The following is a 12,253-nucleotide window of genomic DNA, read 5'->3' on the forward strand; positions in this document are numbered from 1 at the left end:
GGGGAACCAATTTGGCAGTTAAAAAGACGGGATTACAGACAGTAAAATTTCAAAACCCTCCTTCACTCCTGGCTACAGCATCCATTGTTGGGCCAAAAGAAGGTCAAGGGCCGTTAAAAGATTATTTTGATCTCATTTTAAATGACAACATATACAAAGAAAAAACCTGGGAAAAAGCCGAAAGAAAAATGTTAAAAGAAGCGGTAGAAATGGCTATAAAAAATAGCAATGTCCCGTATTCGAATATTGAGTATTTTATTGCGGGAGACCTTTTAAACCAGATCATTTCAGCGGGATTTGCCGCAAGAGAACTAGGTTTGCCATTTTATGGAATATACGGAGCCTGTTCAACAATGGCAGAAGGATTGGGTCTGGGGGCAATAATTATTGATGGAGGGTTTGCAGACAACCTTGTTGTTGCAACTTCGAGCCATTACTGTACAGCCGAGAGACAGTACAGATATCCTTTAGAACTCGGTAATCAGAGACCTCCGACAGCTCAATGGTCTGTCACAGGGGCAGGAGCAGTAGTGATTTCATCAAAACCGAAAAATCCAAGGATAACATACGCCACAGCCGGTAAAGTAATAGATATGGGGGAGACGAATCCCAATGATATGGGTACTGCAATGGCGCCCGCGGCTGTGGACACTATAGTGCGGCATTTTAATGATACTAAAAGAACACCCGACGATTACGATTTGATTGTTACAGGAGACCTGGCAAGTGTTGGAAAGGATATTGCAGAAGAACTTATAAAACAAAGAGGTTTTGACGTGTCAAACAAATATTCAGATTGCGGCCTCATGATATTCAATCCGGAGCAGGATGTACATGCAGGAGGCAGCGGTTGTGCTTGTGCGGCAGTGGTGACTTGCGGTTATCTTTATAAAGAGATGATAAAAGGTAAATACAACAGGGTTTTGCTGGTTGCTACAGGCGCGCTTTTGAGTACTACCAGTACACAGCAGGGAGAAACAATACCATGTATAGCTCATGCAGTTGCAATTGAAAACCTTTAAACTGGAGGAGTTTTATAAGTGGATTATATTATGGCTTTCATTGTTGGCGGGATAATTTGCGCCGTCGGTCAGATTCTGATGGATACGACTAAATTGAGTCCCGCCCATGTTCTGGTATTATTTGTTACTTTGGGAGCTGTATTAAGCGGTTTGGGGCTTTATCAACCTATTGTAGAAATAGGAAAAGCGGGAGCAACCATACCGCTTACTGGTTTTGGCCATACTCTGGTGACAGGCGTAATTGAAGATATCAACAAGCGGGGCTTCTTGGGGATATTTACGGGAGGTCTCACGTCTGCCGCCGCCGGAATAACGGCTGCAGTGGTATTTGGATATTTAATGTCATTGCTTTTTAATCCAAAATCAAAGTAAGGAGAACGAGATGTTTTTAGACATAATAGGTACTCTTCTAACGATTTTAATTATAAGCCCACGATATTGGTTTATAGTTATTGTCATTTCCATAACGGAGTTGGCCTTTTCCATCCTAATAACAACAGCTCTAAGCTTCGGGGTAACAGAAGTGATTGCGGGGGGGATTTTTTCATCTATTACATGGAACTCGACAGGTAAAAATTTTTTATATTTGGTAAGTCCCGCTTTTTTATTTATCATAGGTGCGGGATTGTTGAAACATAATAAAATTTCCTGGATAGATATGATTAACCCTTTGGCAGGTTTCAGGAAGCCATGGCCTGTTATAATGATAAAAATGGCAGTTTTTAGACTGATCATTTTCTTAGTATTTTGGACGGCAATGTGAAATTTGATGAGCATAACTTATTAAAAAATGGAAATAATAGGTAATAAAATTCGTTACGAGGTGTATTATTGGTTATGAAAATAGGAATACCAAGAGCTCTATTTTTTTATCATTATTATCCATTATGGGAAAGTTTTTTTAAAGCTCTGGGGCAGGATGTCATTTTATCAAATCCGACGAACAAACAAATATTAAAAAGGGGTGTCGAAACTGCGGTAGACGACGCATGCCTTCCAGTCAAGGTGTTTCATGGTCATGTGATGGACCTTGCGGAAAAGGTTGACGCTATTTTTATTCCACGAATAGTCAGTATTGAACTGGGGGAGTATATATGTCCGAAATTTCTGGGTTTACCGGAAATGATAAGATTCAACTTAAATAATTTGCCTCCGTTAATAGATATAAAACTTGACCTTTATAATAAAAAGTCCCGTATATTTGAACACTTTTTTAAGATAGGAAACTTATTAAATAAATCTCCCGCGGAAGTTTTAAAGGCATATTTTATTGCAACAAAAAGTTTTTCTTCATATAAAAACTATATAAGGAGATATTGGGCAACTCCCGGAGATATATTAGGAGATATATTATTTAATAAAACCACATACAAAAGTATAAAAAATCAAAACAAAGCAAGTTTTACAGTATTATTGTTAGGTCATCCATACAATCTGTATGACGACTTTATTAGTATGAATTTGATAAAAAAATTGCGATTAAATAATGTAAAGATAATTACTTATGAAATGATAAGTGAACAAAAAATTTTCCGAGGGACAAAAAAAATGTCCAAAGAAATGTTCTGGACACTTGGTAAAAATATTCTCGGGTGTGCCTATTATTTTTTAGAAAACGAAAAAATTGACGGCATAATACATGTGGCGTCCTTCGGATGCGGGCCGGACTCTCTTGTTGGAGAACTTCTTGAGCACAGAGTTATGAGGGACTATAAATTGCCTTTTTTATATTTGACTCTGGATGAACACTCGGGCGAGGCAGGGTTTGATACGAGACTGGAAGCATTTTTAGACATCCTTGAAGGGAGAAGAAAAAGTGAAAGTAACATTTCCGCACTTGGGTAATATCTATATTCCTTTACAAAGTTTTTTTGAAAGTCTCGGAGTGGAAGTAGTGGTGCCTCCCGCTTGCAGTAAAAGGACCCTGGAGCTGGGAGTAAAAAATTCGCCTGAATTTGCATGCCTTCCGTTGAAAATAAATATTGGGAACTTCATCGAAGCGCTTGAAAAAGGAGCGGATACTATAGTCATGGCCGGAGGAATCGGGCCGTGCAGGTTTGGATATTATGCCGAAGTTCAAAAAGAAATATTAAAAGATTTAGGGTATAAATTCAATATGGTGGTACTGGAACCTCCCCGTGGGCACATTCTAGAATTAATACAAAAACTTAAAATGATTACGAATAAGAAAACTCACTCTTATAAAGATTTAATATATGCCGCAAAACTTGCCTGGGGAAAAGCTCTGTTGCTGGATGAACTAGATATAATGGTTTGCAAGGCAAGACCACGAGAGAAATCTCGAGGTGAGACGGAAAAATTTTATAAAACGGCAATAAAAATGTTGGAAGAGGTAATGGACCCAGCAGGAATAAAAGATATTCAAAGAAAAATCAAAACGATGTTCTGCGATTTGAATCTCATCCGATCAGATTTACCCAGAATTGGCATAACAGGTGAGATTTACACGGTTCTTGAACCCTTCGCGAATCTTGCAATTGAAAAACAACTCAGCGAAATTGGAGTGGAAGTTCACAGAAGTATCTATATTACGGATTGGATACGCCACAATCTTTTTCCGTCATTTTTAAAACCTAGAGAGCATAAAAAGCTCCTTGATATGTCAAAGCCCTTTATTAATTGCTTTGTTGGCGGTCATGGTCAGGAAACTGTAGCACATGTAGCAAAATTTGCAAAAGAAGGTTTTGACGGCATTATACAACTTTTGCCTTTCACATGCATGCCTGAAATAGTGGCAAAGAGCGTGCTTCCCAGCACAAGCAGGAGATATTCGATACCCGTAATGACTCTGGTGCTGGATGAACACGCTGCGGAGGCTGGTTTTGCGACCCGCCTTGAGGCATTTGTGGATATGATTAAACATAAATCGGAGGTACAAAATGAAAACGAAATGTTCACTGGGAATTGATGTGGGTTCGGTAAGCACAAATCTTGTCTTAATTGATGAAGACAATAAGGTTGTTGAAAAACTGTATTTAAACACCGCCGGGAAACCCATAGATGTTGTTGTAAAAGGCCTGAAGATGCTTAAAGATGAATTTAACGGTTTTCTGGAGATATTTGCAGTGGGCACTACCGGGAGCGGAAGACAGCTGGCGTCGGTTCTGGTGGGTGCGGATATAGTTAAAAATGAAATAACAACTCATGCCGTGGCGGCACTGGAAGAGTATCCCGATGCGCAGACTATTTTTGAGATAGGCGGTCAGGATTCGAAAATTATTATTTTAAGAAATAAAGTAATAGTAGATTTCGCAATGAACACAGTGTGCGCAGCTGGTACAGGCTCTTTTCTGGATAGGCAAGCCCAGAGGTTGGGAATTCCCATTGAAGAATTTGGCAAAATGGCGCTTAAATCAACAGTTCCAACGAGAATTGCGGGTCGATGTGCGGTTTTTGCAGAATCGGACATGATTCACAAACAACAGATGGGTTACAAAATCGAGGATATAATCTATGGTTTATGTCAGGCTTTGGTTAGAAATTATCTGGCCAATGTGGCAAAAGGGAAGGAAATAAGGCCATCAGTGCTGTTCCAGGGAGGCGTTGCGGCCAATGTTGGCATAAAAAAGGCTTTTGAAGAAGAACTGGGCATAAGCATTACAGTACCAAAACACTATAATGTAATGGGTGCTATAGGAGCGGCAATATTGGCGAAAAGATATGTTATACAGCACAAATTTAAAACGACAAATTTCTTTGGATTTGATGCCATGCTTAAAGACTATACGGTAAAAAGCTTTGAGTGTAAAGGCTGTTCAAATTGCTGTGAAATAATTCAAATTTACAGAGATGACAAATTACTGGCGCGATGGGGAGATAAATGCGGGAAATGGTCCTCTTCAATGGCAGTTTAAAATAAAATTTTACTTGACAATCAGGATATATCATGTTATATTTATACAAACTTAACTTAATAAAGAACCTCATCTCGAAAAGAGTTGAGGTAGAGGCGCGGTGGATCAAGAGTATCTTTGCGAAGGCCGGAAGCCTATGAGGCATAGAAAAAGGGGTCACCGCCGAAGTGCAGTTTTTGTCCGGAAAACTGTGCTGGGCTCATATCGAATAGATATGAGACTGTCACCAGAAAAATCCCGATTTTTTTGGTGGAGCGCTACTTCAGTTTAGGGAAAGAGAGGAGGTATTTGCCTCAAGAAGCTTTTGACAACCGGCAAATATCTACGGTTGTCTTTTTGTTTGCAACCGGCAAATATCTACGGTTGTTTTTTTATTTTAAAATGTGCAGGAAGGCAAAGATATTTCTTAATCTAGGGCTTTCCGTAGCACATTTCAAAAAAGCTATCGCTGTTTAATTTTAAATTATATTAATAAAAAGCTTTTTTATTTGAAAGGAGAATATTAATGCTTTCTGGTACTGCAAGAATAAATGAATTTAACCACTTGGAGATTGGCGGCTGCGACACTGTTGATCTGGCAAAAGAATTTGGTACTCCTCTTTATTTAATGGATGAAGAATACATCAGGCAAAACTGCCGTATATATAAAGAGACATTGGAAAAACTTCACAAAGACAGCGAAGTTATATATGCCGGAAAAGCCTTTCTAACAATGGGCATGTGTAAAATTATCGAAGAAGAGGGACTCAGCCTGGACGTAGTATCCGGCGGAGAACTTTTTTGCGCCATTAGCGCAGGGTTTCCGGCCAACAGAATCTATTTTCACGGCAATAATAAATCCTATGAAGAACTCAAAATGGCTGTGGAATATGGCGTGGGCAGGATTATTGTAGATAATTTTTACGAACTGGAAATGTTAAAAGACCTTGCAAAAAAGTGGCGCAATAAGATTAAGATTCTTCTAAGGATTACACCTGGTATAGAGGCACATACGCATGATTATATAAAAACCGGCCAGATAGATTCGAAATTCGGATTCGGTCTTGAGAACGGACATGCCGTAATGGCAGTGGAACATGCTCTCAGCTCGAAAGGTATAAAACTCATGGGGTTCCACTGCCACATAGGTTCTCAAATATTTGAAAGAGAACCGTTTAACATGGCGGCGGAGGTAATGCTCAAACTCGCCAGTGATGTCCGTGAAAAGTTTGGTGTTGAAACCGGGGAATTAGATTTCGGAGGCGGATTTGGTATTAAATATGTTGAAGGCGACAGACCTCTCTCTGTGGAAAATTATCTGGAAACGCTGGTATATTCGGTTAAATCATGGTCGGAAAAACTGAATATAAAGGTTCCCAAGATTTTAATCGAACCAGGAAGGGCCATAGTGGGCGCCGCAGGGACCACGCTGTATACTATAGGTTCAATTAAAAATATACCGGGCGTAAGAAAATATATCAGCGTTGACGGTGGTATGAGCGATAACATCAGACCGGCATTGTATGGCGCCAAGTACAGTGCCATGATTGCAAACAAAGCGGGAAATGCGTCTGAAGAGAAGGTCTCAGTGGCGGGAAAGTGCTGTGAGTCCGGCGATATGCTTGTATGGGATGTGGAGCTTCCCCGAGTTGTGCCCGGAGATATTCTGGCTGTTTTTTGCACCGGAGCGTATCACTATACCATGTCCAGCAATTATAATATGCTCCCCAGGCCTGCTGTGGTATTTGTAAAGAATGCATGCGCCAATTTAATGGTTCAAAGAGAAACGTACGAAGATCTGCTGAGAAAAGAAATATTTAAAACAAATAAAAAATCTGTTTCTTTTGCTTAACATTTTTATGTGCGCGTAAAAAGCGCACTTTTTTCATTTAAATATAAATGGTATAATGCAATAAGAGGTAAAAAAACAGGCAAAGAAAGGAAGAAGATTCATGGCAAATCTTTTCGGATCGGAAATGCTTTTAAGGATTCCTGCGCTGCTTATTGCAATTACTTTTCATGAATACGCTCATGCAAAAGTTTCGGATGCCATGGGAGATCCTACACCACGGTGGACCGGCCGGCTGTCATTGAATCCAATGGCACACCTTGATCCGGTGGGATTGTTGATGCTCTGGCTTTTCCGTTTTGGGTGGGCGAAACCGGTTCAGATAAATCCTTCATATTACAGAGATCCAAAGAAGGGCATATTGCTTGTTTCGCTAGCTGGCCCACTTTCCAACCTGCTTCTGGCCTTTATCACGCTGATTTTTATAAAGATGGGTTTATTTTTTAATGGAATTTTATTTACATTTTTACAGATACTTTTTGTTTACAATCTTGTCCTGGCGGTTTTCAATCTTATACCTATTCCACCTCTTGACGGTTCCAAAATTTTAACAAGTCTTCTGCCCGGGAGACAGACTTATGCTTTTTCTGAAATAGAAACCTACGGCCCTTTTATTCTTATTATTCTAGTCTACTTTGGAATTCTAAATGTGATCCTGGACCCCTTAATTTCTTTTGTCCATACAGGATTGGACACATTGTCAAATCTGATACTACTCCGGTTTTAAGTTTAAATATGGGTGAATAATTATGGCACTGAATGTAAAACTAGGCGCTTTTGAAGGGCCTTTTGACCTCCTTTTTCATCTCATCGAAAAAAATCAAATCGATATTTATGATATTCCCATTGCCCAGCTGACCGATCAGTATATGGAATGTCTCAAAGACATGAGGGAAAATCAACTGGATCTCGCCAGCGAATTTTTGGTAATGGCGGCCACTCTATTAAGCATCAAATCCAGAATGTTGCTTCCCGGCACTAAAAATGACCAGGTTCAACTGGAACTGGCGGTTGGAGTTGACGAAATTGATCCAAGAAAAGAACTGGTGGACATGCTGGTGGAATATAAAAAGTTTAAAGATATAGCGGAAGTCTTAAAAATTCGTGAAGAAGAACAGCGGAAAATATTCAAGAGGCCTCCTGAAGACCTGTCATATTTATGGAATGGAGAATTTACTATATCAAATATAAATCTTGACGATATGAAATCGATTTTTTCAAACTTAATAACAAAGAAAAAACAGCAAGAAAGACCGCATACTTTATCAAAGGACCCATATCCCCTATCAAAAAGAGTAAGAGAGATATATAAAATAATTACCGGAAAAACTAAAATTTTTTTCAGTAGATTGATAAATAATAGCTATTCAAAAATGGAACTTATTGTTACGTTCCTGGCAGTTTTGGAATTGATTAAAATGAACAAAATATTTGCGGCCCAGGAACACATTTTTGATGATATCTTGGTTATGAAAAAGGAGGTTCCGTAATGGACGAAAATAAATTGATGGCAATAATAGAAGGTATTTTATTTGTATCAGGCGACCCCGTTAATATTGCAGAATTATGCCGGTATTTGGAAGTATCGGAGGAGGAGCTTTTGTGTGCAATACAAAAGCTGCAGAAGGAATATGCTTTACCATCAAGAGGTATAATGGTTTCGCGCGTGGGGAACAGCGTGAGACTCACCACAAAACCTGAGATTTTTTGTTTTATAGAAAAAGTTTTTAAGCCTAAAATAAATTCACAGCTATCGAGAGCTGCCCTAGAAACTCTTGCCATAATTCTTTTCAAACAACCTGTAACAAAAACTGAAATTGAAGCCATCAGAGGAGTAAATGTGGAAAAGGCATTGAGCAGCCTTCAGGATAAAAATCTGGTTCATGAAATCGGTCGTCTTGATACGCCGGGGCGTCCCATTCTATACGGCGCAACGGATTATTGCATGGAATATTTTGGATTAACATCCATTGATGATATTAAAAAAAGTTGACATGTATTTTTTGTATCATTTTCCATAAAATAAGAGAAAAAGTCAAAGGGGATTGCATTGATTTACATAATATTTGCCCTAACTTTTTTTCTTTTTATTCTATCTTCGGTAAAATTCACTTTGTTTTTTTATAAAGAAGGTTCAGATGAACATATTGAAATTTCTATTGTCTATTTGAAAATAATCAGGATAAATGTTAAGATTCCAGAAACAATATTTTATATAAGTAATTTAATCCCTTTTGTGACCTTAAAGATAAATTTATCAAACAATAAAATAAAAAAGACAAAAAATAATAAAATTATAATTTCACCTTTAAGACTAAGAATAGCTATTTTAGTAAATTTTATTAAAAAATTATTTCAACAGATTAAAAGATTTAAACATCCAGTTAGGATATTTTTAAAAAGTATAAAAATCATAAATATAGATATCCACATTAAATTTGGTGCGGAAGACCCTGCAATCTCAGGATTTATCGCCGGCGGAATATGGAGTTTCATTTATTTTATTTTGAGCATGATGTCATATTGTTTTAACTTTGAAAGAACCTCTGCAGAAATAACAGTGATTCCAGTTTTTGAAAAATCTAAATCCATACAAATATTTTTTACAAGTATAATTCAGGTCAGGATCGGTCATATTATTATTGCAGGTTTATTTACTTCTGTAATATGGTTTTTGTCGCAGCGGAGTTATATTAAATCAAGGGGAGCGGAAGAATATGGATGGACATCCCATTGAAAGTTTAATAAAAACCTCAATGGAAAGCATAAAAGAAATGGTAGACGTAAATACAATAGTCGGAGATGCGGTGGAGACGCCTGACGGCAGTGTTATAATACCTGTATCGAGAGTCACTTTTGGTTTTGCCGCAGGAGGCGGTGAATTTAATATGAAAACTTCCCAGGATACCGATAAAGGCGGGCAGCAAAATCTTCCTTTTGGAGGAGGAAGCGGTGCCGGAGTATCCGTGCAGCCCGTAGCTTTTATGGTTGTAGGTCAGGGTCAAATAAGGCTATTACCGGTTACTCAAAGTGCAATGATTGAAAGAATCATAGATATAGCTCCTCAAATTCTTGATCAGTTGAAGGGTGTTTTAAAGAAAAACAATGAATCGCTTACTGTTCAGGCAAGATAGCCTGTTTTTTTTATTGAAAAAAAGGTAATTTAAGTTTATGATATAAATTATCTAGAAAAATTCGGGGAGAGGTGATACAAATGGAACTGGAAAAAGCTGTAGAATTAATATGGGAAAATCGAAAATATCAAACTACCGATCCAAAAGAGGCCATAAGTCATTTGAATGAAGAAGTTGCAGAATCTCTAAAAGCCCTTTTGAGAAATGAACGGGACAGGGCAAAAAGGGAACTGGAAGATGCATTATCTTGTATTTTTATTGCACTGAAAGTCCTTGACATCGATCCGGAAGAGGCTGTAAAGCGTCAGGTGGCTCAGATGAAACAGAGACATGAAAAATTGATGATATTTAAAAAAGATAAAGTAGAAATATATGTAAATGGGGTATTAAAAGGGGGATGGTCCATCTGGAGTGAAGAAGACGTAAAGGAAGCCGAAAAAATAGCAAAAGAATTCGGATGCAATATTTTCTATGAATAAATAATACCGGTAATCCCTCCAACTATTATTTTGAATGAATTTATGATAATGATCTAAGAATAAGTTTAGCTGGAGGGATTTATATATGCTGAAAAAATTTTTTATTTTGTGTTTCATTTTTACTGCATTTTGTTCGGGTTATGTAAAAGCGGATAACACCATGACCAATATAGATGCCAGGGCATATGTTTTAATTGACCCAATTACCGGAAGAGTGTTGATAGAAAAGAATTCTGAAGAAAGAATGGCTATGGCTAGCACCACGAAAATCATGACGGCTATAATCGCTATTGAAAAGGGGAATCTGAAATCAAAAGTCAAAGTAAGCACAAAAGCCGCCGCAATTGGTGGTTCATCTTTTTACCTTAAAGCGGGGGAAACAATGTCTTTAGAAAATATGCTTTACGGCCTTCTTTTACCATCGGGAAATGATGCCGCCGTAGCAATTGCCGAACATATTGGAGGCACTGAAAAAATTTTCACAGACTTAATGAATTTGAAAGCACATCAAATCGGGGCATTTAATACTCATTTCATGAACCCTCACGGTCTTGACGAACCCGGGCATTACACTACAGCCAGGGATCTAGCGATGATTGCAAAATATGCATGGAGCATTCCTGAATTTCGTGAAATAGTTAAAACCAGAGAGAAAGTTATAAACGACGGCAGCTATACAAGGCATATTTACAACACAAACAGGCTTTTATGGAATAACGCCGGTATCTGTGGCATAAAAACAGGATTTACCGGTAATGCTGGGAAATGCCTCGTAGCATCTGCGGTAAAAAACGGTTTTCAACTGATTTCTGTGGTTTTGGGTAGCAAAGATCATTTCGGCGATTCGTATGATTTGTTAAATTACGGGTTTTCGCATTTTAAATATAAGCAACTGGTAGTAAAAGACAAATTATATACTTCGGTTGAAGTAAAAAACGGAATACTTGATAGGGTTCTTCTGGTTGCGGGTGAGGATGTTTTTCTTCCGGTTGGTGAAAATGAAATTTTTGAATTGAAGATGGCGGTTCCTGAAAACATAACCGCCCCTATAATTAAAAATCAACCCGTAGGCGAGATTCACGTATATATAAACGGAAAACATGTTTTTAAAACCAACCTGGTATCCGCTCAGGAAATACGTGAAAAAACGTTATTTGACATCTATTATAAGATTATTAGAGAATGGTTGAACTTGCCAGAAGCATCTTATGGTGCTTCTTTCTCATAAATATGATGGTTTTAAAGCCTGCAATCTGGAAAAAATAAGTGTAACGAAAATAGCAAAGTCGTTTAATGAATAGATAACTATTGTAAAAAATCAATAATATTTTAGGGAAAAAATATATAAAAAATTTTTGTTGACAAGAAGGATATTCAATAAAAATGTAGAATACTTATAAAGCAAAATAGCTCATCATTGATGAGGAGGCCTGGAATGACTGATCCATACAAAACAGGAATGTTTAAAACAAACCCATATTTTAGAAAAAAACCTTTAAAAGGAAATATTGTGGTAGTTCTTGATGGAAAATATGAAGAACGCGGTTTGAAACTTATAACTCAACCTTCGCGCTGCCTTTTAACGCATGAAGTTCATGAAATGATTATTACGGACGAATCTAAGAAACCCGGAGATACGGTAAACAGAATCGCCTACCTTGGTTTTTTTGCCGTCAAAGAAAGCAGCGTAGTTGTGGTGGGAGACGAGGTAAAAATAGCGGGAAATATAGTTGGAAAGATAGCCGGCTTTGATGAAACTCATATGCCGAACCACTATAATATCGTGATAAACTGTAATGAACGCATCTCTGGCAAAGAAAGAAATTTGCAACTGGATGACGAGGTAGTGATTGGCTGAAAAGAATAAAAAAGTTTTATGAAAAAAATAAATTAATTTATAATATTCATTGAAGGG

General features: G+C 37.8%; 15 protein-coding genes and 1 riboswitch. All 15 genes read left to right on the top strand.

Annotated features, from left to right (window positions below; genetic code table 11):
• Positions 1 to 11: 11 nt before the first annotated feature.
• The 15 genes from spoVAD (at position 12) to AC6I1H_RS18440 (ending at position 12,196) form a co-directional block, all read left to right on the top strand.
• Positions 12 to 1,022 (top strand): stage V sporulation protein AD, encoded by a 1,011-nt coding sequence (gene spoVAD / locus AC6I1H_RS18370; protein WP_497738948.1) that lies wholly within the window; start codon positions 12 to 14, stop codon positions 1,020 to 1,022.
• 18 nt (positions 1,023 to 1,040) lie between these two features.
• The gene (gene spoVAE, locus AC6I1H_RS18375) at positions 1,041 to 1,394 is read left to right on the top strand and encodes a stage V sporulation protein AE (RefSeq protein WP_497738949.1); all 354 of its coding nucleotides are present in this window, start codon (positions 1,041 to 1,043) and stop codon (positions 1,392 to 1,394) included.
• A 10-nt stretch (positions 1,395 to 1,404) separates the two neighbouring features.
• A complete protein-coding gene (locus AC6I1H_RS18380) occupies positions 1,405 to 1,785 on the top strand; it encodes a hypothetical protein (RefSeq protein ID WP_497738950.1) in 381 nt (126 codons plus the stop codon).
• 74 nt (positions 1,786 to 1,859) lie between these two features.
• Positions 1,860 to 2,867: an acyl-CoA dehydratase activase-related protein gene (locus tag AC6I1H_RS18385; protein ID WP_497740856.1), complete on the top strand. Its 1,008-nt coding sequence runs from the start codon at positions 1,860 to 1,862 to the stop codon at positions 2,865 to 2,867.
• Positions 2,839 to 3,951, top strand: coding sequence for an acyl-CoA dehydratase activase-related protein (locus AC6I1H_RS18390; RefSeq protein ID WP_497738951.1), 1,113 nt, complete (start codon positions 2,839 to 2,841; stop codon positions 3,949 to 3,951). Before AC6I1H_RS18385 ends, AC6I1H_RS18390 begins: the two co-directional genes overlap by 29 nt.
• Positions 3,923 to 4,897, top strand: coding sequence for an acyl-CoA dehydratase activase (locus tag AC6I1H_RS18395; protein ID WP_497738952.1), 975 nt, complete (start codon positions 3,923 to 3,925; stop codon positions 4,895 to 4,897). Before AC6I1H_RS18390 ends, AC6I1H_RS18395 begins: the two co-directional genes overlap by 29 nt.
• 82 nt (positions 4,898 to 4,979) lie before the next feature.
• Positions 4,980 to 5,165, top strand: a riboswitch (Lysine riboswitch).
• A 237-nt stretch (positions 5,166 to 5,402) separates the two neighbouring features.
• Complete coding sequence (gene lysA / locus AC6I1H_RS18400; RefSeq protein ID WP_497738953.1) at positions 5,403 to 6,728, top strand: diaminopimelate decarboxylase; 1,326 nt, start codon at positions 5,403 to 5,405, stop codon at positions 6,726 to 6,728.
• Between the two features lie 100 nt (positions 6,729 to 6,828).
• Positions 6,829 to 7,452 carry a site-2 protease family protein gene (locus AC6I1H_RS18405; RefSeq protein ID WP_497738954.1) on the top strand — a complete coding sequence of 208 codons (624 nt, stop codon included), beginning with the start codon at positions 6,829 to 6,831 and terminating at the stop codon, positions 7,450 to 7,452.
• Positions 7,453 to 7,474: 22 nt separating this feature from the next.
• Positions 7,475 to 8,215, top strand: a complete 741-nt coding sequence (locus AC6I1H_RS18410; RefSeq protein ID WP_497738955.1) for a segregation and condensation protein A — start codon at positions 7,475 to 7,477, stop codon at positions 8,213 to 8,215.
• Entirely contained in the window at positions 8,215 to 8,718 is a 504-nt protein-coding gene (scpB, locus tag AC6I1H_RS18415) for an SMC-Scp complex subunit ScpB (RefSeq protein ID WP_497738956.1), read from the top strand. Before AC6I1H_RS18410 ends, scpB begins: the two co-directional genes overlap by 1 nt.
• 57 nt (positions 8,719 to 8,775) lie before the next feature.
• On the top strand, positions 8,776 to 9,462 hold the full coding sequence (locus tag AC6I1H_RS18420) for a DUF2953 domain-containing protein (RefSeq protein WP_497738957.1): 687 nt from the start codon (positions 8,776 to 8,778) through the stop codon (positions 9,460 to 9,462).
• Complete coding sequence (gene ytfJ, locus AC6I1H_RS18425; protein WP_497738958.1) at positions 9,443 to 9,859, top strand: GerW family sporulation protein; 417 nt, start codon at positions 9,443 to 9,445, stop codon at positions 9,857 to 9,859. Before AC6I1H_RS18420 ends, ytfJ begins: the two co-directional genes overlap by 20 nt.
• 80 nt (positions 9,860 to 9,939) lie before the next feature.
• On the top strand, positions 9,940 to 10,338 hold the full coding sequence (locus tag AC6I1H_RS18430; RefSeq protein ID WP_497738959.1) for a MazG nucleotide pyrophosphohydrolase domain-containing protein: 399 nt from the start codon (positions 9,940 to 9,942) through the stop codon (positions 10,336 to 10,338).
• An 85-nt stretch (positions 10,339 to 10,423) separates the two neighbouring features.
• On the top strand, positions 10,424 to 11,566 hold the full coding sequence (locus AC6I1H_RS18435) for a D-alanyl-D-alanine carboxypeptidase family protein (protein ID WP_497738960.1): 1,143 nt from the start codon (positions 10,424 to 10,426) through the stop codon (positions 11,564 to 11,566).
• A 207-nt stretch (positions 11,567 to 11,773) separates the two neighbouring features.
• The gene (locus AC6I1H_RS18440; protein WP_497738961.1) at positions 11,774 to 12,196 is read left to right on the top strand and encodes a DUF6917 domain-containing protein; all 423 of its coding nucleotides are present in this window, start codon (positions 11,774 to 11,776) and stop codon (positions 12,194 to 12,196) included.
• Positions 12,197 to 12,253: the final 57 nt, after the last annotated feature.

Source organism: Biomaibacter sp. TOL, assembly GCF_059717795.1.

What these genes read in the sequence shown, in the direction of transcription:
- AC6I1H_RS18380 (WP_497738950.1), top strand. Translation starts at nt 1,405, where the DNA reads ATGTTTTTAGACATAATAGGTACTCTTCTAACGATTTTAATTATAAGC.
- AC6I1H_RS18385 (WP_497740856.1), top strand. Translation starts at nt 1,860, where the DNA reads ATGAAAATAGGAATACCAAGAGCTCTATTTTTTTATCATTATTATCCA.
- AC6I1H_RS18395 (WP_497738952.1), top strand. Translation starts at nt 3,923, where the DNA reads ATGAAAACGAAATGTTCACTGGGAATTGATGTGGGTTCGGTAAGCACA.
- lysA (WP_497738953.1), top strand. Translation starts at nt 5,403, where the DNA reads ATGCTTTCTGGTACTGCAAGAATAAATGAATTTAACCACTTGGAGATT.
- AC6I1H_RS18405 (WP_497738954.1), top strand. Translation starts at nt 6,829, where the DNA reads ATGGCAAATCTTTTCGGATCGGAAATGCTTTTAAGGATTCCTGCGCTG.
- AC6I1H_RS18410 (WP_497738955.1), top strand. Translation starts at nt 7,475, where the DNA reads ATGGCACTGAATGTAAAACTAGGCGCTTTTGAAGGGCCTTTTGACCTC.
- scpB (WP_497738956.1), top strand. Translation starts at nt 8,215, where the DNA reads ATGGACGAAAATAAATTGATGGCAATAATAGAAGGTATTTTATTTGTA.
- ytfJ (WP_497738958.1), top strand. Translation starts at nt 9,443, where the DNA reads ATGGATGGACATCCCATTGAAAGTTTAATAAAAACCTCAATGGAAAGC.
- AC6I1H_RS18430 (WP_497738959.1), top strand. Translation starts at nt 9,940, where the DNA reads ATGGAACTGGAAAAAGCTGTAGAATTAATATGGGAAAATCGAAAATAT.
- AC6I1H_RS18435 (WP_497738960.1), top strand. Translation starts at nt 10,424, where the DNA reads ATGCTGAAAAAATTTTTTATTTTGTGTTTCATTTTTACTGCATTTTGT.
- AC6I1H_RS18440 (WP_497738961.1), top strand. Translation starts at nt 11,774, where the DNA reads ATGACTGATCCATACAAAACAGGAATGTTTAAAACAAACCCATATTTT.